Source organism: Tessaracoccus sp. MC1756, assembly GCF_014164735.1.
Classification (GTDB): domain Bacteria; phylum Actinomycetota; class Actinomycetes; order Propionibacteriales; family Propionibacteriaceae; genus Arachnia.
On record NZ_JACJFZ010000002.1, the window covers coordinates 148,942 to 168,602 of the forward strand.

Consider the following 19,661-nt stretch of genomic DNA (forward strand, 5'->3'; position numbering starts at 1 on the left):
CCGCAGGTTCCCCTCAGCCCGGTAGCGCCACGCCGCGATGCCGTCGTTGGCGCACTAATGGGTACCCTTGGGCACGCGGAAAGGGGATGGCGAGTGCCACGAGGAGACGACGACATGAACTGGCTCTACCGGGACGAGAAGGACGAAGAGACCTCGGTGCTCCGTCCCGACGAGGTGGAGAACATGCGCCGCAACGACGCCCGTCGCGAGCGCGGCGCCGGCTATCCGCAGGGCACCGCCGGGCCGCAGCCGGCCGCCAAGGCCGGCCCGCCGTCGCAGCCGCCCACCGCTCCGCCTGCCGCTCCCCCGGTTGGCCGACCCAGGAAGCGCCGTCGTTTCCGGCCGCTCCGTCTGCTGGGCTTCGCCCTCATCCTGTGGCTGGCCTTCCTGATCGGCACCCCGCTCTACGCCTGGACGGCCGGCACCACGGTGGACACGGCGTCCGCCGGCGAGCGCCCCGCGGAGCAGCCGGGCAGCACCATCCTCCTCGTCGGCTCCGACGGCCGCGAAGACCTGAGCGCCGAGGACTGGTCGAGGCTGCGCACCGGCACCACCGACGGTCGCCGGACGGACACGATGATGCTGCTGCACACCCCCACCGAGGGTGAGCCGGTGCTGCTGAGCCTCCCGCGCGACTCCATCGTCCAGATCCCCGGCCGCAAGAAGAACAAGCTCAACGCCGCCTACGCCTTCGGCGGCGCTCCCCTGCTCATCGAGACCATCGAACTGAACACCGGCGTGCGCATCGACGGCTACCTCGAGGTGGGCATGCTCGGCGTCGTGGACGTGGTGGACGCCGTCGGCGGGATCGAGGTGTGCCCGAAGTTCGACATCGACGACGAGGACGCCCACATCACGCTCTCCAAGGGTTGCCAGACGGTCGACGGCGTCACCGCGCTGGGCTACGTGCGGATGCGCAAGGCGGACCCGAACGGCGACTTCGGCCGGGTCGAGCGTCAGCGCGAGACCATCGGCGCCATCATGAAAAAGGTCGCAAACCCCCTCACCGTGCTCAATCCGGTGCGGTACTGGAAGGTCAACATGGCGGCCTCGAAGTCGCTCGCGCGTGGCGAGGACACCGGCCTGGGATCCATGGCGCAGGTGGGAACGGGCTTCTTCAGCGTGATGACCGGTTCCGGGCTCAGCCTGACCGTCCCCGGCAGCGTGGCGAACACCAGCGTCGGCTCGTCCGTCATCTGGGACGACGCAGCTGCTGACGAAATCTTCGGGGCGATGGCTGTCGGCAATACGGCCGACTTGGAGAAGTACCGGCAGTAGCGGTCACTGGTCTGCGGTGGACCTATCCTCGAAGCACAGCCCACCCACTGCGCGCAGGAGAACACCGTGACCCAGAACCCACCACCCGGCTGGCAACCCAACGGTCCACAGCCTCCCCAGCCGCAGTGGGGTCGCGCCCCGCAACAGCCGCCGCAGCAGGGTCTGCAGGGCCAGCCCCAGAGTCCGTCCTTCCAGCAGCCCCGCCCGCAGCAGCCGGCGCCGTGGGGCACTCCTCCGCCGCAGCAGGGGCAGTGGGGCACTCCTCCGCCGCAGCAGGGGCAGTGGGGCACGCCCCCGCAACAGCTCCCGGGCCAGTACCAGCCGTACGCAGCTGCTCCCGTGAAGAAGAGGTCGAAGACCCCGGCGATCGTCGCCGGGGCCCTGGCTCTCGCGTTGGTGCTCGGTGGCGTGGCGTTCAGCCTGACGTTCTTCCGCGGTGCCACGCCTGCGGCGGCCAAGGGCCTCCCCTCCACCGTGGCGATGGCCATCGAGCTGAACCTGGCGCCGGCGCCGGCAGACCAGTTGAAGCTCGCCCGCATCGTCAACAAGTTCCCGGTGGGCGAGGAGATGTCGGAGACCACAGATTACAAGCGGGCACTGTGGGACCTCATCCCGGACGATTCCGGGGACAAGCCGTCCTATGAGGAGGTCGAGCCGTGGCTCGGCAACTCCGTCGCCCTCGGGTTCCTGGGCTCGGCACCGGACAGCGCCTCGGGCTTCGGCGACCAGGTCGTGGTGGCCGTCGAGACCACCGACAAGGAGAAGGCCGGGGCGTTCGCTGCGGCTCAGGCCGCCGCCGAGAACGAGTACTTCTTCGTCGACGACGTGCTGGTGATCACCAGCACGGACCTCGGCCTGGACGCCGCGGCGATCAGCGAGTCGTCGCTGGCGGATGACCAGGACTACAAGGCGGACATGGCCAAGCTCGGCACGGGCAGCCTGGCGACCTTCTGGGCAGGCTCCGAGGCCATCGACATGCTGATCAGCCAGGGCGGGCCCGGCCTCTCCCCCATGACCGACGTCGAGGCCCTCCGCGGCTCACACGGCGCCGCAGGCCTCAAGGTGGACGACGACCGTGTCATCCTCGACGGGCAGTTCTTCGCGCCAAACTACCCGCAACCGGAACTCGACGACATTCGCGCCTTCGCGAGTGAACTTCCCGGAGGCGTGTTCGCCGCCGTGGCGGGCGCCGCCTCCACAGAGTCCTATGAGCAGTCCTGGCGGTCCTTCGAGGCAGCCGGCCTGACCCCGGACCTCGAGTCGCTCGGCATCATGTCGGCCGCAGACCTGCAGGCCCTCATGGGCCGCCAGATGGGCGTCACCATCGGCATGGACGGTCAGGGCGAACCCGTGGTGGGAGCCAAGTTCGTCAGCGACGATCCTGCCCGTCAGCTCGAACTGCTGGACGGCGTCAAGCGGGTCCTGATGCCCGAGGGGAGCTTCGACGGGCTCACCGCCGAGCAGGACGGCGACACCGTTTACCTCGCGTACGGCCAGGGCATCGACGACATCCGCAGCCCCGCCACCACCCTGGGGGATTCCCCCGGTTTCACGGACGTGATCCGGCAGGACGCCAGCAACCTGAGCTTCGTGGACCTCAACGCCGTGAAGAGCATGCCGCTCTACCAGGAGATGGCGGCCAGCGACTACTCGGCCGACTTCACCCAGTGGCTCGAGCCTGTCCGCGCCCTCGGCATGGCGGTTGAAGCCGCCGACGACGGCGACAGCAGCATCCGGCTCGAGGTGGTGTTCAACTAGGAACCGCTGGCTTCGCGGACGACGGCGCCTTTCGCGTGCGCCGCGTCCCGGAGCTGGTCCTGGAAGTCGAGCATCCGCTCGAGCAGTGCCTCGTCGCCGACGGCGAGCATCCGTACCGCCAGCAGGCCGGCGTTGCGGGCGTTGCCGATGGCGACGGTGGCGACGGGGACCCCCGCCGGCATCTGCACGATCGAGAGCAGCGAATCCATGCCGTCGAGGTACTTCAGGGCAACCGGCACGCCGATGACCGGCAGCGGGGTCAGCGACGCGAGCATGCCCGGCAGGTGCGCCGCTCCGCCCGCGCCGGCGATGATCACCTTGATGCCGCGCTCGTGCGCCTCGCGCCCGAAGCGCACCATGTCCTCCGGCATCCGGTGGGCGGACACGACATCCGCCTCGTAGGCGACGCCGAACTCGGCCAACGCGTCGGCCGCGGCGGACATCGTGGGCCAATCCGAATCAGATCCCATCACGATCGAGACGAGCGGCTCAGGCATCGGGGTCTCCCATCAGGTAGTGCGCGGCGTGCCGCGCGCGACGACGCACATCGTCGAGCGAGGTGCCGAAGCAGGTGACGTGCCCCACCTTACGGCCGGGCGTGACCTCCTTGCCGTAGAGGTGCACGCGCACCTCGCGGTCACGGGCGAACACGTGCTGCAGCGCTCCGGTGAGGTCATCCTCGGCGCCGCCGAGCACGTTGGTCATCACGACGACGTCTGAGCGCATGGCGGGTGAGCCGAGCGGCAGGTCGAGGGCGGCGCGGATGTGGTTCTCGAACTGGCTCGTGAGCGCCCCGTCGATGGTCCAGTGCCCGGTGTTGTGCGGCCGCATCGCCAGTTCGTTGACGACGATGCGGCCGTCGCGGGCCTCCATGAGTTCGACGGCGAGGACGCCCACGACGCCGAGTTCGGTGGCGATGCGCACGGCCATCTGCTGGAGCCCCGCCGCGACCTCGTCGCTCATGCCGGGCGCGGGGGTGACGGTCTCGACGCAGATGCCCTGCTCCTGCAGTGTCTCGCTGATGGGATAGGCCACCACCTGTCCGGATGGGGAGCGCACGACGATGGCGGACAGCTCCCTGGCGAAGTCGATGAACTCCTCCGCCACAATCCTGACCCGCTCCCCCGCGGACGTCTCGGGCAGGTTCGCGAACGGTTCGCCGGCATCTTCGGGTCCGTCCAGCTTCCAGACGCCCTTGCCGTCGTAGCCGCCGCGGGAGGCTTTGGCGATCACCGGCCAGCCCTGGTTGTCGCCGAACGCGATGAGGTCCCGGGGCGAGTCTGCGACGGCGAACGCGGGGCAGGCGATCCCCAGCTCCGCCATCTTCTCGCGCATCTCCGCCTTGTCCTGCGCGAACCGCAGCGCGGCGGAGCCGGGCCGCACGGCGACGTGCTCGGCCAGGATGTCGAGGTGTCTTGTGGGCACGTGCTCGTGGTCGAAGGTCAGCACGTCCGCGCCGTCGACGAAGTCCAGGAGGGTGTCGAGGCTGCGGTAGTCGCCGACGGTGTGGGCGGGTACCACCTGGGCCGCGGAAACGGCCGGCCCCTCGGCGAGCAGCCGCACGTCGATTCCCAGCGGAATGGCCGCCTGCTGCATCATGCGGGCCAGCTGCCCGCCTCCGGCGATGGCCAGTGAGTAGCGTCGAGTCACCCGCGAAGACTACTCGTCGGAGGTGTCCGGCGCCCCATGCATGTCGTAGAGCAGGTCGTTGATGGTCACGTGGACGCGCTCCACGTGCGGCACGTCAGGCAGCGCCAGGGGCTGCCCGGCGGCCGTCTCCAGGATGAGCGTGCCGCAGCCGAGCATGCGGTCTGTCAGCGAGCGCTCGTAGTTGACGTTGTTGATGCGGCGTAGCGGCAGGTCATGTCCGGTCTTGTTGATGATGCCGCGCCGCGTGACGATGCGGCGGTCCGTGATGGTGTACGTGGAGGTGAGCCAGCGCAGGAACGGCAGGACGACCGCACCGACCACGACGACCAGGAACAACGCGATCACCGCGTATGTGCCCCAGGGTTCCCAGTCCGGCGGCAGGAGGGCGATGGCGAAGCCGAGGAGGGAGCCCATCACGATCAGCACCAACGCCGGCACGATCAGCACCTTGCCGTGGGTGCGCATGGAGGCGACGATGTGCTCGTCGCGGCCCAGTTGGTCTCTCTTGATCGCCATGGCCACAGTCTGGCATGCGCCGCCGACTATCCGAGGCGGGCGTGGATGACGTCGCCCACCGCGAACGTCTGGAGGCCCGACGCGGTGGCCACCTGGAGCCTGCCGAAGACGTCGACCCCCCTTCCGGTCCCCTCCACGGTGCGCTGGCCGTCGACCACCACCTTCAACTGCGAGCCGATGGACGAGCAGCGCGACTCGTACTCCTCCCGCAGTGAGCCGCGCAACTGCCAGGCGGTGTAATAGCGGGCAAAGTGGTTCAGGACCCCCGCCACGACGCGGCTCTGGTCTGTGGGGATGCCTTCAAGGCTCAGCGACGTGGCGTTGGGCACCGGCAGTTGCTCCTCGGTGAGCGTCACGTTGATGCCGAGGCCGACGACGGCGCGTGCCCCGTCGGGCTGCTCGACGCGTTCCGACAGGATGCCGCAGACCTTCCGGCCCCCGATGAGCACGTCGTTGGGCCACTTGAGTGTGACGCGGGAGGGGTCCGGCGCGAGCTCGGCCAGCGCCGACGACACCGCCATGCCCGCCAGCAGCGAGAGCCAACCCCAGTGCTGGAACTCCGGCCTGGGCTTGAGGAGCACGGAGAGCGAGATGGACGAGCCGTGCGGTGAGACCCACTGCCTGTCGAGCCGCCCCCTCCCCGCCCTCTGCTCCATGGAGATGAGCGCGGCGCCTTCAGCCTCGCCGCTGTGCGCGCGCTTCGAGAGGTCGGCGTTCGTGGAGCCGGTGCTGTCGACCACCTCGACGCGGGTGAACGGGGTACCCGGTTCGAGGAGGCTGCGGATGGATTCGGCGTCAGGCAGTTCGGCGGTCACCAACTCATCGTAGGGCCGGTGTCAGCGCCTGCCCGTTCCAAAGTTGAGCAAGGGAATTGAGCGAAGTTCAATCCCGCTATGGTGAAGGCCATGGAGATCGACATCCACACCACCGCCGGTAGGATTGCCAATCTCGGAGTGCGCATCGATGAAGCCGTGCACGCCGGGTCCGCCGCAGCCGTGGAAAAGCAGCATGCCAAGGGCAAGATGACTGCCCGCGAACGGGTCATGGCCCTCCTCGATGAGGGTTCTTTCGCGGAATTCGACCAGTTCTCTCGCCACCGTACTAGCGCATTCGGTATGGATGCCCGCCGCCCCTTCGGCGACGGCGTCATCACCGGAACCGGGTCCATCCATGGCCGCCCGGTGTGCATCTTCAGCCAGGACGTCACCATCTTCGGTGGCGCGCTCGGCCAGGTGTACGGCGAAAAGATCGTCAAGATCCAGGACTTCGCCATGAAGACCGGGGTGCCACTCATCGGGATCAACGAGGGCGGTGGCGCACGCATCCAGGAGGGTGTCGTCTCGCTGGCGCTCTACGGGGAGATCTTCAAGCGCAACACCGTCGCCTCCGGGGTGATCCCCCAGATCTCGTTGATCATGGGTGCCGCCGCCGGTGGTCACGTCTACGGCCCGGCGCTGACGGATTTCGTCGTGATGGTGGACCAAACCTCGCAGATGTTCATCACCGGGCCGGAGGTCATCAAGACCGTCACCGGCGAGGACGTCTCGATGGAGGAGTTGGGCGGCGGACGCACGCACAACACGAAGTCGGGCAACGCCCATTACCTGGCCGCCGACGAGAACGACGCCATCGAGTACGTGCGCGACCTCATCAGCTACCTCCCCCAGAACAACCTGGAGGATCCGCCGGTCTGGGACGACGACGAGGTCGACCTGACCATCACGGACCACGACCGCGAGCTCGACCTGCTCATCCCCGACGCCGCTAACCAGCCCTACGACATGCGCGAGGTGATCCGCAACGTCCTCGACGACGACGAGTTCCTCGAGGTCATGCCGTTGTTCGCGGGCTCGATCATCGTCGGCTTCGGCCGCATCGAGGGCCGCTCGATCGGCATCGTCGCGAACCAGCCGACGGTGTTCGCCGGCTGCCTCGACATCGACTCCGCCGAGAAGGCCGCCCGGTTCGTGCGCACCTGTGACGCGTTCAACATCCCGGTGCTGACCTTCGTCGACGTGCCCGGCTTCCTCCCCGGCGTCGGCCAGGAGCACAACGGCATCATCCGCCGCGGCGCGAAGCTCATCTACGCCTACGCCGAGGCCACCGTCCCGCTGCTGACCGTCATCACCCGCAAGGCCTACGGCGGCGCGTACGTGGTCATGGGTTCCAAGCACCTGGGTGCCGACATCAACCTGGCGTGGCCGACGGCGCAGATCGCGGTGATGGGTGCCCAGGGTGCCGTCAACGTCCTCTACCGCAAGCAACTCAGCAACGCGGAGAACCCCCAGGAGGAGCGCGCGCGCCTGATCCAGGAGTACGACGACGAGCTGACCAACCCGTATGTCGCGGCGGACCGCGGCTACGTCGATCAGGTGATCTACCCGCACGAGACCAGGGCCCAGGTCATCCGGGCGCTGCGCCTGCTGCGTTCGAAGCGCGAGGTGCTGCCGCCGAAGAAGCACGGGAACATCCCGCTGTGACCGGCTCGCTCGAATTCGGCAAGGCCACTCTCACCGAGGAGGAGATGGCCGCGGTCACCGCCGTGCTCGTGGCCTCCGCCCGGCGTGAGACGTTGCGCTCGGCGGCCGACCGGCCGCTGGCCGGCGGCTGGAAGTCCTACTACCGCACCGTCCGCGGCCCGTTGATCACGGGCCGCGAGGCGTGGCGTACGTTCAACCGCATGTGATCAGATGCGGGTGATTCTGGCTTCGAAGTCGCCGGCGCGACTGCAGGTCCTGCGCAACGCGGGCCTGGATCCCGAGGTGGTGGTGTCCGGTTTCGACGAGAGTCAGATCGTCGATCCGGTACCCACCCGCCTGGCGGCCAGGCTCGCGGAGGCCAAGGGCAGCACCGTCGTGCCCCACCTCGTGGGCGACTTCGTGCTCTTCGCGTGTGACACGGTCCTGGAGTTCGAGGGCCGGGCGCACGGCAAGCCCGGTACTGAGGAGGCGGCCATCGCCCGCTGGCAGCGGATGCGCGGGCATGAGGGCCTGTTGCACACCGGCCACCACATCGTCGTGCACCAGGGTGAGCGGTATTCGGAGCAGACGCGGGTCGGCTCCACCATGGTGCGCTTCGCGGACCTGTCCGATGAGGAGATCCGGGCCTACGCGGCCACCGGGGAGCCCCAGCGGGTGGCCGGTGCGTTCACGATCGACGGCTTGGGCGGCGCGTTCGTGACGTCCATCGAGGGCGACCCCTTCAACGTCGTCGGGATCTCGCTGCCGCTGGTTCGGCAGATGGTGATCGACTCCGGCGTGCCCTGGCACTCGCTGTGGGTGGACCAGCGTTCCTAGGCGACGGGCCGGGGTTCGGACGTGGCCTAGGATCGTCCCCGTGCAACGGATCGGAATCGCCCTGGTGGCAGCGCTCGCCCTGGTGGGGTGCTCCGCCGCACCGCAACCTTCCCCCTCCGCCCCGGCGTCGTCGCCGCTCGTGAGCGACGCGCCGGAGGGTGGCGTCCTGCTGAGCTCGCTGGGCTACGTCAACGCGCCGGAGATGTTCTCCGTCCCGCTCCACGCCTCGATCACGGACCGCATCGATTCCTACAACAACGTCACCGCGGTGTTCTCCTCCCCCTCCGGGCAGGACATCGCCGCGTACCTCCGCGAGAACCTCGCGGGCATGGGCTTCACGATCACGGCGGACAAGAACCAGTCGATGCTGTTCACCAACGGCCGCTGGCAGGGGGCCTTCACCACGTCGGACTCCTTCGCCGCCCTCTCGCTGCGCACGGATCGCGAGACCCCGCAGGAGTCCGGCGACTAGGCTCTCACCATGACTCCCGACACGCTCGACCTGCTGACGGTGCTGCTCTGGGCAGGGCTCGGGCTCCTCGCAGGTTTCATCGTGTCGCTCATCCTGACGGCCCTGCTGAGGCTCATCGTCAAACGCCGCACCCGCAAGTTCGTCATCCGGCGCATGAGGCTGCCGCAACGGATCTTCTTCATCCTGCTCGGCGCTGGGCTCGCTGTGGCGTTCGTCACCCGCCCGCGCGTGCTGCAGGCCGCGCCCGAGTGGCGGCCGATCTTCCTCCAGGTGTTCCTCATCCTGATGATCTTCGCCGCCGCCTTCCTGCTCACCGGAGTGATCAGGGCCATCGGCGAGACACTCCTCAGCCGCGAGGACGACGCCGAGGAGACGCCCCACTTCCGCAGGATCCGCACCCAGTTGCAGATCGTCATGCGCGTGGGCCTGGCCGTGATCTGGATCTGTGCCCTGGCCGGGGCGCTCCTGACGTTCCCCCAGTTCCGGGCGATCGGCGCGTCATTGATGGCTTCGGCGGGCGTGCTGTCGATCGTCGCCGGCCTCGCCGCGCAGTCGTCGCTGGCCAACATCTTCGCGGGCATGCAGATCGCGTTCTCGGACGCGCTGCGCGTCGGCGACCTCGTGGTCTTCGACGAGCAGATGGGCTCCGTCGAGGAGATCACGCTGACCTACGTCGTCGTCCGGGCGTGGGACGACCGCCGCTGGATCGTGCCCAGCACCTACTTCACCAGCAAGCCCTTCGAGAACTGGACGCGACGCGAGCCCAAGCTGCTCGGCACCGTCGAGTTCGACCTGGACTGGTTGGCGCCGGTGGAGGCCATGCGGGTGGAGCTGACCCGCATCGTGCGCTCCAGCGAACTGTGGGACGGCCGCACGGCCTCCATGCAGGTGACCGACGCCACGGGCGGCCATGTCAGGATCCGCGCGGTCGTCTCCGCCGCGACGTCGGGCCAGCTGTGGGATCTGCGCTGCCTGGTGCGCGAGGACCTCATCGCCTGGGTGCAGCACGAGGCCGTCTACGCCCTGCCCCGCACCCGCCTCGAGCCCGACACGACGACGGCCCCGCCGGTTGAGGAACGCGAGGACTTCGTCGACAGGGTCGTCACCGAATGGGAGGCGGAGCAGGCCCTGGAGGAGACCAGCGTGATGCCGGCGGCCACCGGCAGCCTCGAGGACACGGAGGAGGACCCGGCCCTGCCGAAGTGGCTCCATTCGTGGCTGTCGCATCGCCGCAAGCCTGCCGATGTCCGGAGCAAGGAGGAGTCCCCGCTGGAGACCACGCTGTCGTCGCGCAGCCCGGAGGCCCGCCTCTACTCCGGCTCCCCCGACGCGGAGGAACGCGACCGCAAGATGTCGGGCCCCAGCGCCGCCGACATGGCCGAACGGGAGCAGACGGCGGAGCGCCGCGACACCCCCTCGTGATCGCACATCCGCGCAGAATCCACAAGGTTATGGACATTCCATCCGCGCGAAGCGCCGCCCACTAGACTCCGAGGCACAAACGAATGCAGGAGGAGAAGTGGGCAACGACGCCGTCTCAAAGGTTCTGATCGCAAACCGCGGAGAAATCGCTGTACGAGTCATTCGTGCCGCGCGGGATGCTGGAATCGATTCCGTAGCCGTCTACGCAGATTCCGACGCAGAATCACTGTTCGTCAAGCTGGCCGACGAGGCGTACGCCCTCAACGGCGCGACCCCTGCGGACACCTACCTCAACATCCCCAAGCTGCTCGGGATCGCCGAGCGCGCGGGCGCCAACGCCATCCACCCCGGATACGGCTTCCTCGCCGAGAACGCCCAGTTCGCCCAGGCCGTCATCGACGCCGGCCTGATCTGGATCGGGCCCCCGCCCGCCGCCATCGAGTCGCTCGGCGACAAGGTCAGGGCACGGCACATCGCCCAGAAGGTGGGCGCTCCCCAGGTTCCGGGCACGGCGGATCCCGTCGCCGACGCAAGCGAAGTGGTCGCGTTCGCCGAGGAGTTCGGCCTCCCGGTGGCCATCAAGGCGGCCTTCGGCGGCGGCGGACGCGGCCTGAAGGTGGCGCGCACCCTCGAGGAGATCCCGGACCTGTTCGAGTCCGCCACCCGCGAAGCCGTCACCGCCTTCGGGCGCGGCGAGTGCTTCGTCGAGCGGTACCTCGACAAGCCGCGGCACGTGGAGACCCAGTGCCTGGCGGACACCCACGGCAACGTCGTTGTGGTCTCCACCCGAGACTGCTCGCTGCAGCGCCGCCACCAGAAGCTCGTCGAGGAGGCCCCCGCACCGTTCCTCTCCGAGGAACAGGTCACGCTGCTCTACGAATCCTCCAAGGCCATCCTCAAGGAGGCCGGTTACGTCGGCGCCGGCACCTGCGAATTCCTCGTGGGCACCGACGGCACCATCTCGTTCCTCGAGGTCAATACCCGCCTCCAGGTGGAGCACCCCGTCTCCGAGGAGGTCACCGGCATCGACCTGGTGCGCGAGATGTTCCGCATCGCCGCCGGCGAGGAACTGGGCTACGGCGACCCCGAGGTGCGCGGCCACTCCATCGAGTTCCGCATCAACGCTGAAGACGCCGGCCGCAACTTCATGCCCGCCCCCGGCACCCTGGTGAAGTGGCATGCGCCGTCGGGCCCGGGCGTCCGCGTCGACGAGGGGTACCACGTCGGCATGACCGTCCCGGGTGCATTCGACTCCCTCGTGGCCAAGCTCATCGTCACCGGCGCGGACCGGAAGCAGGCCATCGCGCGCTCCCGCCGCGCCCTGGCCGAACTGCAGATCGAGGGCATGCCCACCGTCGTGCCGTTCCACCAGGTGGTGCTGGCAGATCCCGCCTACACCGCGGCGGACGGGCACTTCACAGTGCACACCCGCTGGATCGAGACGGATTTCGCCACCGAGATCCCGCCCTACACCGGCCTCCTCGGCGAAGAGGATGACCACGAAGAGCCGGAGGTCATCACGGTCGAGGTCAACGGCAAGCGCGTCGAGGTCAAGCTGCCCGGCGGCTTCGGCGGCGGCAGGCCCGCGTCCGGCAAGGCCATGAAGAAGCCCACGAAGCGCGACCGGGGTGGCTCGAAGGTCGCGGCAGCCAGCGGCAACGCCATGACGTCGCCCATGCAGGGCACCATCGTCAAGGTGGCCGTCGAGGAGGGCCAGCAGGTGGCCGAGGGCGACACCGTCGCCGTGATCGAGGCCATGAAGATGGAACAGCCGCTCAAGGCCCACCGCGACGGCGTGGTGGTGGACCTGAAGGTCGAGGCCGGTCAGGCCGTGACGGCCGGCCAGGTCCTCTGCGAGATCGTCGAGCCCGAGTGACGGGGGTACCCCACTGAGCTGTCTCACCGGTGCCGGTGGCGTTGACCGCCACCGGCACCGCCGTCGTTCCATTCCTTGGAGGCCGCGCCTATTCTGGAGGGACTGACGACTGGAGGACGCGTGTTCGGCAGCATTTTCACGATCATGTTCATCATGGTGGCGGTGTCCATCGTGCTCGGCATCGGCCGCTCGGTGCGAGGCAGCGGATCCGACCAGCTCGATCAGCAGCCCCGGCAACCGCAGCTCGGTTGGGGCCAGCCGCAGCAGTTCTTCCGCCCGCCCATGGGCTACGGTCAGCACTTCGGCTTCGGGCAGCAGTTGGGCTACGGCCAGGGTTACGACCCCTCGGCGGCCCAGCCCCTCTCCCCCGCGTCGCGGGACGCGGTCAACGCCGACATCACCACGTTCGGTGAGCAGCTCCGAGACCTCGACTTCGACGTGGTGGGCCGCACCCTCGACGCGGACGCTCAAGCTGATTACGGCAAGGCCCTCGACTCCTACGACGGCGCCAAGCAGCAGCTCGAACACGCCCGCAGCAACGCCGACGTGAAGCGCATCACGGAGATCCTCGACGAGGGTCGCTACGCGATCGCCTGTGTGAAGGCACGCTCCAACGGCGCGCCGGTCCCGGAGCACCGCCCGCCCTGCTTCTTCGACCCGGCGCACGGCACCTCCGTCGCCAACGTCCAGTGGGCGCCGCCCGGCGGAGCGATGCGTGAGGTCCCCGCGTGCGCCGCCGACGCGCAGCGCGTCCGCACCGGCAACGACCCCTCCATCCGCATGGTGCACGCGGGCCCGCAGCTGATGCCGGTGCCCTACTGGGAAGACCCGCGCCACGCCGCCTGGGCGCAGGGCTACTACGGCCGTTACGGGTCAGATCCCGTGATCCGCCAGATCACGACGGGGGCCCTGATGATCGGCGGCTTCTCACTGTTGATGGGTCTGCTCGACGACTGACAGGGGCCCGGCAGTTGTGGGAGTCCCACAAGTGCGGCCAGGTAACGTCCCGAGGAGCTCCATGTCCGACGCCACCACCAAGATCCGCGCCGCCCGCGATCTCCTCCTCGACCTCGTGGGACAGGGCGACGAGGCCCGCGCCCGGTTCGAGTGGCCGGACATCACCGGCAACTTCAACTGGGCCATCGACTGGTTCGACGCCATCGGGCGCGACCGCGATGACCTTGCGCTCTGGATCCGCGACGAGGACGGGGCGGACGAGCGCTACACCTACGGCGAACTGGTTGAGCGCTCGGACCGGCTGGCCGGCTGGCTGCAGACGGCGGCCGGTGTGCGCAAGGGCGACGCCGTCATGCTGATGCTCGCCAACCAGGTGGAGTTGTGGGACGCCATGCTGGCCGTGATGAAGATCGGCGGCATCATCCTGCCCACCGCGCAGGCGTTGCAGGACTTCGACCTGGTGGACCGCATCCAGCGCGCCGACGTCCGCGCCGTCATCGCCAACCCCGTCGACGAGGACAAGTTCGACCTCATCGACGGCGCCACCCTCATCACCACGGGGCACGCCCACGACCGATGGCTCAGCATGGCGGAGTCCGCGGACTCCCCCGCCGCCCCGTGCCAGGTGGTCACCGACATCAACGACCCGGTGCTCTACTACTTCACCTCCGGCACCACGAGAGACCCCAAGCTCGTGGCCCACACCCAGCTGAGCTACCCCGTCGGCCACCTGTCGACGATGTACTTCATCGGCGTGCGACCCGGCGACGTGCACCTCAACGTCTCCTCCCCCGGCTGGGGCAAGCACGCCTGGTCGAGCTTCTTCTCGCCGTGGTTGGCCGAGGCGACGGTGTTCTCGTACAACTACAGCCGCTTCGACGCGGCGAAGATGCTGAAGGAACTCGAGGACGCGAAGGTCACCACGTTCTGCGCCCCGCCCACCGTGTGGCGGATGATGATCCAGGCGAATCTGGGCTCGAAGCCGTCGGCCCTGCGCGACATCGTCGGCGCGGGCGAACCGCTGAACCCCGAAGTGATTTCGACGGTCGAACGCGCCTGGGGCCTCACGATCCGCGACGGCTACGGCCAGACCGAGACGACCTGCACCATCGGCAACGCGCCGGGCGAGAAGGTCAAGCCTGGGGCCATGGGCAAGATCCTGCCGGGCGTGGGCATCCAGATCGTCGATCCGGACACCGGCGAGGTGGCGAGCCAGGGCGAGATCACGCTGCCGCTCGACCCGTGGCCGTACAACCTGATGTCGGGCTACCTCGGGGGTGCGCCCACGGCACAGGAGGACGGCCGCTACCACTCGGGCGACCTGGTGAACGTCGACGGGGAGGGCTACCTGACGTATGTCGGGCGCACCGACGACGTGTTCAAGGCGTCGGATTACAAGATCTCGCCGTTCGAACTGGAGTCGGTCCTGATCGAGCACCCCGCCGTCGTCGAGGCCGCGATCGTGCCCGCGCCGGACCCCATCCGCGCCGCCGTCCCGAAGGCGTACGTGTCGCTGGCGGCCGGTTTCGAACCGTCCCGCGAGACAGCGCTGTCCATCCTGCTGCACGCGAAGGAACGCCTGGCGCCGTACCTGCGGATCCGGCGGGTGGAGTTCTCGACGCTTCCCAAGACCCTGAGCGGCAAGGTCCGCAGGGTGGTGCTCCGGGCCCGCGAGCACGACACCGCCGTCCGCATCGAGGACTTCCGCTACGAGCAGTTCCCCGAGCTGCGCGGCTGACGGGCGACACTGCGTGCTGCTGGGTTTGTGCCCGTCCATGGCACCAAACCCAGCACCGAGGCGCAGCTCGCCGTTTGGGACTCGACCAGGGCGAACCGCAGCGGGGGCCTGCTGCGACTACTGCGTCATCAAGGGGTCGTCGCGGTTGTGCAGACGACGGGCAGCCTCGGCGATGGAGCCCGACATCGAGGGGTAGACGGTGAAGGCGTGGCTGAACTCGTCCACGGTGATCTTCTGCGCAACGGCCAGCGACACGGCGTGGATCAGCTCCGAGGCCCGGGGCGCGACCACGACGCCACCGATGATGATGCCGGTGGTGGGCAGGCAGAACAGTTTCACGAACCCGTCGGTGAATCCCATCATCTTCGAGCGGGCGTTGGGGGCCAGCGGCAGCAGCACGGAGGCGACGCGTACCTCACCGGCGTCGACCGCCTTCTGGGTCACCCCCACCGTCGCGATCTCCGGGGTGGTGAACACGTTCGACGACACCGTGCGCATGTCCAGCGGCGCCACCGCGTCGCCCAGCGAGTGCCACATGGCGATGCGGCCCTGCATGGCGGCCACCGAGGCCAGCGCGAACACGCCGGTCACGTCGCCGGCGGCGTAGATGTTGCGGTGCGAGGTGCGCGAGACGCGGTCCACGGGGATGTGTCCCCACTTGCCCAGCTCGACGCCCACCTCTTCGAGACCCAGACCGGCGGAGTTCGGGATGGCGCCCACTGCCAGCAGGCAGTGCGAACCCTCCACCTCGCGGCCGTCCTCCAGCGTCACGACGACGCCGTCACCCTGCCGCCGGGCGGCGACCGCACGGCTCTCCGACAGGATCTGCATGCCGCGGCGCTCGAACGCGCGCTGCAGCACGGCGGCGGCGTCCTGGTCCTCGCCGGGGAGCACCTGTTTGCGGGACGACACCAGGACGACCTCGCAGCCCAGGCCGTCGTAGGCGGAGGCGAACTCCGCGCCGGTCACACCGGAGCCCACGACGATGAGCCGCTCCGGGACGTCCGTGAGGTTGTAGACCTGCTTCCAGTTCAGGATGCGCTCGCCGTCGCACCTGGCGTCGGGCAGTTCACGCGGCGTGGTGCCCGTGGCCACCAGCACGATGTCGGCCTCGAAGGTCTCTTCGCCCGCCTCGGTGGTGGCGACGACGCGGTTCGCACCGTCGAGGCGCGCCTGGCCGGTCACCAGTTGCACGCCGTCACGACGCAGCTTGGCCGCGATGTCGTCGGACTGGGCCTTGGCCAGTGCCAGCACCCGCTCGTTGACCTCGGCCAGGTCCACCTTGACCACTTCGCGCACGTTCTCCGCCTGGATGTGCAGCCCGAGTTGGTTCGCGTTCTTGATGCGGACCATCACCTCTGCCGTGGCGATGAGCGTCTTCGACGGCACGCAGTCGCTCAGCACCGCGGCTCCGCCGAGCCCGTCGCGTTCGATCAGGGTGACCTCACCGCCCAGCTGATTTCCGACGAGGGCGGCCTCATAGCCGCCGGGCCCACCACCGATGATCACAACCTTGGTCACGGCCCCCATCCTTCCATAGCCGCGCCACGCATGAGGCGGCTCACTTATGCTGATGGGCGTGAGTGAAGCATTTGAGCTGGCCGCCGAGGCCGCAACGTATCTACGTGACCGTCTGGGCGAACAGGCGATCGACACCGCCCTCGTGCTGGGTTCCGGCTGGTCCTCCGGGGCAGATTCCCTCGGGGAGCCGGTCGGCGAACTCGAACTGGGCGACGTCCCCGGCTTCAGCAAGCCCGTGGTCAGCGGCCACGGCGGCAAACTGCTCCTCGTCCGCACCGCGCGCGGCAAGCTGGCCGCGATCTTCACCGGCCGCACGCACTACTACGAGGGTCGCGGCGTCGCGCCCGTGGCCCACGGCGTGCGCACCGCTGCGGCCTGGGGCGCCACCACCATGGTGTTGACCAACGGCTGCGGCGGCCTCAACCCGGACTGGGCGCCCGGCACCGTCGTCCTGATCAAGGACCACATCAACCTCACTGGCGACACCCCCCTCGAGGGCGCCAACTTCGTGGACCTCTCCGAGGCCTATTCCACGCGTCTGCGCGCCGAGGCCCAGGAAGCCGCCGGCGGCCTGCCCGAGGGCGTGTACGTCCAGTTCCGCGGACCTCAGTACGAAACGCCCGCAGAGGTCCGCATGGCCGGCATCCTGGGCGGCGACCTCGTCGGCATGTCCACCACGCTGGAGACCATCGCGGCCCGCGAAGCAGGCCTTGAGGTCCTCGGCCTGTCGCTCGTCACCAACGCCGCCGCCGGGCTCAGCGACAGCAACCTCGACCACGCCGAGGTGCTCCAGGCCGGGCGCGACGCGGGCCCGCGGCTGGCCGCGCTGCTTGCTGCCATCGTGGGGAGGCTGTGATGCAGGACCTGCTGAACGCCGCCATCCGCTGGCGCGACATGGACCCGGATCCGGAGACCCGCGAACAGCTCGACCACCTCATCGTCCAGGCCCAGGCCAACGACCCGACGTTCCGCGAAGCGGCGGAGAAGGAACTGAAGTTGGCCTTCGCGGGCCCACTGGAGTTCGGCACCGCCGGCCTGCGCGGAGCACTCGGCCCCGGCCCCGCCCGGATGAACCGCTCGGTCGTCACCCAGGCCGCCGCAGGCTTCGCCGCGTGGCTCAAGACCCAGGGGCACGACGGTGGCAAGGTCATCGTCGGCTATGACGCGCGCCACAAGTCGACGGACTTCGCCGAGGACACCGCCCGTGTCATGGCCGGCGCCGGCTTCGAGGTGCTGTGGGTGACGCAACCCACGCCCACTCCGGTGATCGCCTTCGGCATCCAGCACTTCGGCTGCGTCGCCGGCGTCGTGGTGACCGCCAGCCACAACCCGCCGCAGGACAACGGCTACAAGGTGTACCTGGGCGACGGTTCCCAGATCGTGCCGCCCACAGACGCGGAGATTGCCGCCGAGATCGCCAAGGTCGCCGCCCGCGACTGGACGGACCTCCCCCGCGGCGCTGAGCGTACCGACGTCACAGCTGAGCTGCGCCGGGCCTACGTCGCCCGCGCGGTGACGCTCTACCCCGCCGACGCCCCGCGCGACGTCGTCTGGGTGCACACCGCGATGCACGGGGTGGGCACCGCGACCGTCCGCGCCGTCGCCGAGGCGGTCGGGCTCCCGGCCGCCAACGAGGTCGGCGAGCAGTCGCAGCCAGACCCGAACTTCCCCACCGTCGCGTTCCCCAATCCCGAGGAGAAGGGCGCCATCGACCTGGCGGTGGCCCTGGCGGCCGACAAGGGTGCCGACGTCGTGATCGCCAACGACCCCGACGCAGACCGCTGCGCCGTGGCCGCGGTGGTGGACGGTCAGTGGCGCATGCTGACCGGCGACGAACTGGGCTCGCTCCTCGGTGACGACGCCATCCGTCGCGGCGTCCCCGGACGGTTCGCCAACTCCGTGGTGAGTTCCACCGAGCTCGGCCGCATGGCGCGCGCCGCCGGCAGGCCGCACGTCACGACGCTCACCGGCTTCAAGTGGATCGGCCGGGTGGCAGACCTCGCTTTCGGCTACGAAGAGGCCATCGGCTACTGCTGCGATTCCCGTGCGGTGCCGGACAAGGACGGCATCACCGCGGCCCTGTCCGTGCTGCGGATCGTCGCCGGGCTCAAGGCCGAGGGCCGCACGCTGGCGGACCGGCTCGCCGAGATCTCGCGGACGCACGGGCTCACGGCCACGTCGCAGCTCTCGGTGCGGGTGGCGGATCTGTCCTTCATCGCCGACGCCATGGCGCGGCTCCGCTCGGACCCGCCGGCCGCTCTGCTGGGTGAGCCGGTCGTCGTGGCAGACCTCGCGGAGGGCTCCGAGGCGCTACCGCCCACGGACGCCGTCGAGCTGACGGGGGGATCCGTGCACGTGGTGGCCCGCCCCTCGGGCACCGAGCCGAAGCTCAAGTGCTACCTGGAGGTGCGGCTGGGCGTCGACGAGTCCCAGGACGTGCCCGCCGCGCGTGTCCGGGCGGCTGAGAAGCTCGTCACGCTGAGGCGTGAGATGGCGGCCGCTCTGGGCGTGGAGGCCTAGAGTTCCCTGCGCTGGCGGCGTGGGAGCATCCCGTTCTCCACGCCCCAGAGCACGGCCTGGCTACGGCGTTCGACGCCCATCTTGCGGTAGGCGGAGCGGATGTAGCTCTTGACGGAGTTGATGCTGAGGTAGCTGGCCTTGGCGATCTCATCGTTGGTGATGCCCTGGGTGATCATGGCGATCACCTCGGCCTCACGCGCCGAGAGGCCGTGACGACGGCCCGGCCAGTCGCCGGATTCGATCTCGTGCGGCACCGGTTTGGGCTCGATGACCCGCTCACCACCGTGGACGCGCACCAGCGCGTCACACAACGTGTTGCCGTCGGCCACCTTGGACACGTAGCCGTGGACGCCGATCTCGAGCGCCTGCGCCACCTGCTCCGGCCTGATGTTCCAGGTGTAGACGACCACTCGGCCGTACTTCGGGTTGGCCAGCAATTGCCGGATGTCGTCTTCGAGATGCAACTGGCCGAACGCATCGAACAGGACGATGTCGACGGCCTGCCGCGGGTGGGTCATGGTGTCCAGCTCGACGAGCTGGAGGCGGGTGTCGTGCGCCAACAACTGCGCCACGCCTTCCACGACTACGGGGTAGTCGTTGACGATCGCCACCGTGATGCGCGCCGGGGTTTCATTCACCCCTGAACCGTACCCTTTC

General features: G+C 69.0%; 18 protein-coding genes. 12 read left to right on the forward strand and 6 right to left on the reverse strand.

What is annotated here, in order from left to right:
- The first annotated feature begins 114 nt into the window (after window positions 1-114).
- Both H5393_RS06010 and H5393_RS06015 read left to right on the forward strand, forming a co-directional pair.
- Window positions 115-1,278 carry an LCP family protein gene (locus H5393_RS06010; protein ID WP_182765902.1) on the forward strand — a complete coding sequence of 388 codons (1,164 nt, stop codon included), beginning with the start codon at window positions 115-117 and terminating at the stop codon, window positions 1,276-1,278.
- 66 nt (window positions 1,279-1,344) lie between these two features.
- Entirely contained in the window at window positions 1,345-3,036 is a 1,692-nt protein-coding gene (locus H5393_RS06015; RefSeq protein ID WP_182765903.1) for a hypothetical protein, read from the forward strand.
- Here H5393_RS06015 and purE read toward each other — a convergent pair.
- From purE to H5393_RS06035, 4 genes are read right to left on the reverse strand one after another with little or no spacing between them, the layout of a single operon-like run.
- The gene (gene purE, locus H5393_RS06020; RefSeq protein WP_182764490.1) at window positions 3,033-3,533 is read right to left on the reverse strand and encodes a 5-(carboxyamino)imidazole ribonucleotide mutase; all 501 of its coding nucleotides are present in this window, start codon (window positions 3,531-3,533) and stop codon (window positions 3,033-3,035) included. The genes H5393_RS06015 and purE overlap by 4 nt on opposite strands.
- A complete protein-coding gene (locus H5393_RS06025; RefSeq protein ID WP_182765904.1) occupies window positions 3,526-4,686 on the reverse strand; it encodes a 5-(carboxyamino)imidazole ribonucleotide synthase in 1,161 nt (386 codons plus the stop codon). Before H5393_RS06025 ends, purE begins: the two co-directional genes overlap by 8 nt.
- A 9-nt stretch (window positions 4,687-4,695) precedes the next feature.
- Window positions 4,696-5,202, reverse strand: a complete 507-nt coding sequence (locus tag H5393_RS06030) for a PH domain-containing protein (RefSeq protein ID WP_076060288.1) — start codon at window positions 5,200-5,202, stop codon at window positions 4,696-4,698.
- A 26-nt stretch (window positions 5,203-5,228) separates the two neighbouring features.
- Window positions 5,229-6,017 carry a biotin--[acetyl-CoA-carboxylase] ligase gene (locus H5393_RS06035; protein WP_182765905.1) on the reverse strand — a complete coding sequence of 263 codons (789 nt, stop codon included), beginning with the start codon at window positions 6,015-6,017 and terminating at the stop codon, window positions 5,229-5,231.
- Between the two features lie 90 nt (window positions 6,018-6,107).
- Here H5393_RS06035 and H5393_RS06040 point away from each other — a divergent pair, with 90 nt between their 5' ends.
- The 8 genes from H5393_RS06040 (at window position 6,108) to H5393_RS06075 (ending at window position 14,963) form a co-directional block, all read left to right on the forward strand.
- Window positions 6,108-7,682 carry an acyl-CoA carboxylase subunit beta gene (locus tag H5393_RS06040; protein ID WP_182765906.1) on the forward strand — a complete coding sequence of 525 codons (1,575 nt, stop codon included), beginning with the start codon at window positions 6,108-6,110 and terminating at the stop codon, window positions 7,680-7,682.
- On the forward strand, window positions 7,679-7,888 hold the full coding sequence (locus H5393_RS06045; RefSeq protein WP_245244139.1) for an acyl-CoA carboxylase subunit epsilon: 210 nt from the start codon (window positions 7,679-7,681) through the stop codon (window positions 7,886-7,888). Before H5393_RS06040 ends, H5393_RS06045 begins: the two co-directional genes overlap by 4 nt.
- Before the next feature lie 4 nt (window positions 7,889-7,892).
- Window positions 7,893-8,498, forward strand: coding sequence for a nucleoside triphosphate pyrophosphatase (locus H5393_RS06050; protein ID WP_182765907.1), 606 nt, complete (start codon window positions 7,893-7,895; stop codon window positions 8,496-8,498).
- A 40-nt stretch (window positions 8,499-8,538) separates the two neighbouring features.
- Window positions 8,539-8,970 (forward strand): hypothetical protein, encoded by a 432-nt coding sequence (locus tag H5393_RS06055; protein ID WP_182764496.1) that lies wholly within the window; start codon window positions 8,539-8,541, stop codon window positions 8,968-8,970.
- A 9-nt stretch (window positions 8,971-8,979) separates the two neighbouring features.
- Entirely contained in the window at window positions 8,980-10,392 is a 1,413-nt protein-coding gene (locus H5393_RS06060; RefSeq protein WP_220488244.1) for a mechanosensitive ion channel family protein, read from the forward strand.
- A gap of 97 nt (window positions 10,393-10,489) precedes the next feature.
- The gene (locus tag H5393_RS06065; RefSeq protein ID WP_182765908.1) at window positions 10,490-12,268 is read left to right on the forward strand and encodes a biotin carboxylase N-terminal domain-containing protein; all 1,779 of its coding nucleotides are present in this window, start codon (window positions 10,490-10,492) and stop codon (window positions 12,266-12,268) included.
- 120 nt (window positions 12,269-12,388) lie between these two features.
- Window positions 12,389-13,225 carry a hypothetical protein gene (locus H5393_RS06070; protein ID WP_182765909.1) on the forward strand — a complete coding sequence of 279 codons (837 nt, stop codon included), beginning with the start codon at window positions 12,389-12,391 and terminating at the stop codon, window positions 13,223-13,225.
- Window positions 13,226-13,286: 61 nt separating this feature from the next.
- Window positions 13,287-14,963: an AMP-binding protein gene (locus H5393_RS06075; RefSeq protein ID WP_182765910.1), complete on the forward strand. Its 1,677-nt coding sequence runs from the start codon at window positions 13,287-13,289 to the stop codon at window positions 14,961-14,963.
- A gap of 117 nt (window positions 14,964-15,080) precedes the next feature.
- On the opposite strand, the gene H5393_RS06080 is transcribed toward H5393_RS06075, so the two are convergent.
- Window positions 15,081-16,484, reverse strand: coding sequence for an NAD(P)H-quinone dehydrogenase (locus tag H5393_RS06080; protein ID WP_182764500.1), 1,404 nt, complete (start codon window positions 16,482-16,484; stop codon window positions 15,081-15,083).
- A 52-nt stretch (window positions 16,485-16,536) separates the two neighbouring features.
- On the opposite strand from H5393_RS06080, the gene H5393_RS06085 reads away from it, so the two are divergent.
- Window positions 16,537-17,340, forward strand: coding sequence for a purine-nucleoside phosphorylase (locus tag H5393_RS06085; RefSeq protein ID WP_255436351.1), 804 nt, complete (start codon window positions 16,537-16,539; stop codon window positions 17,338-17,340).
- Complete coding sequence (locus H5393_RS06090; protein WP_182765912.1) at window positions 17,340-19,004, forward strand: phospho-sugar mutase; 1,665 nt, start codon at window positions 17,340-17,342, stop codon at window positions 19,002-19,004. The genes H5393_RS06085 and H5393_RS06090 overlap by 1 nt, the downstream gene beginning before the upstream one ends.
- On the opposite strand, the gene H5393_RS06095 is transcribed toward H5393_RS06090, so the two are convergent.
- Window positions 19,001-19,642: a response regulator transcription factor gene (locus tag H5393_RS06095; protein WP_182765913.1), complete on the reverse strand. Its 642-nt coding sequence runs from the start codon at window positions 19,640-19,642 to the stop codon at window positions 19,001-19,003. The two genes, H5393_RS06090 and H5393_RS06095, sit on opposite strands and share 4 nt — an antisense overlap.
- Between the last annotated feature and the right edge of the window lie 19 nt (window positions 19,643-19,661).

Bases quoted from the DNA above. Each gene is read 5' to 3' on its own strand.
- H5393_RS06060 (WP_220488244.1), top strand. From the start codon at position 8,980: ATGACTCCCGACACGCTCGACCTGCTGACGGTGCTGCTCTGGGCAGGG.
- purE (WP_182764490.1), bottom strand. From the start codon at position 3,533: ATGCCTGAGCCGCTCGTCTCGATCGTGATGGGATCTGATTCGGATTGG.
- H5393_RS06075 (WP_182765910.1), top strand. From the start codon at position 13,287: ATGTCCGACGCCACCACCAAGATCCGCGCCGCCCGCGATCTCCTCCTC.
- H5393_RS06040 (WP_182765906.1), top strand. From the start codon at position 6,108: ATGGAGATCGACATCCACACCACCGCCGGTAGGATTGCCAATCTCGGA.
- H5393_RS06010 (WP_182765902.1), top strand. From the start codon at position 115: ATGAACTGGCTCTACCGGGACGAGAAGGACGAAGAGACCTCGGTGCTC.
- H5393_RS06050 (WP_182765907.1), top strand. From the start codon at position 7,893: ATGCGGGTGATTCTGGCTTCGAAGTCGCCGGCGCGACTGCAGGTCCTG.
- H5393_RS06090 (WP_182765912.1), top strand. From the start codon at position 17,340: ATGCAGGACCTGCTGAACGCCGCCATCCGCTGGCGCGACATGGACCCG.
- H5393_RS06030 (WP_076060288.1), bottom strand. From the start codon at position 5,202: ATGGCGATCAAGAGAGACCAACTGGGCCGCGACGAGCACATCGTCGCC.
- H5393_RS06085 (WP_255436351.1), top strand. From the start codon at position 16,537: ATGGGCGTGAGTGAAGCATTTGAGCTGGCCGCCGAGGCCGCAACGTAT.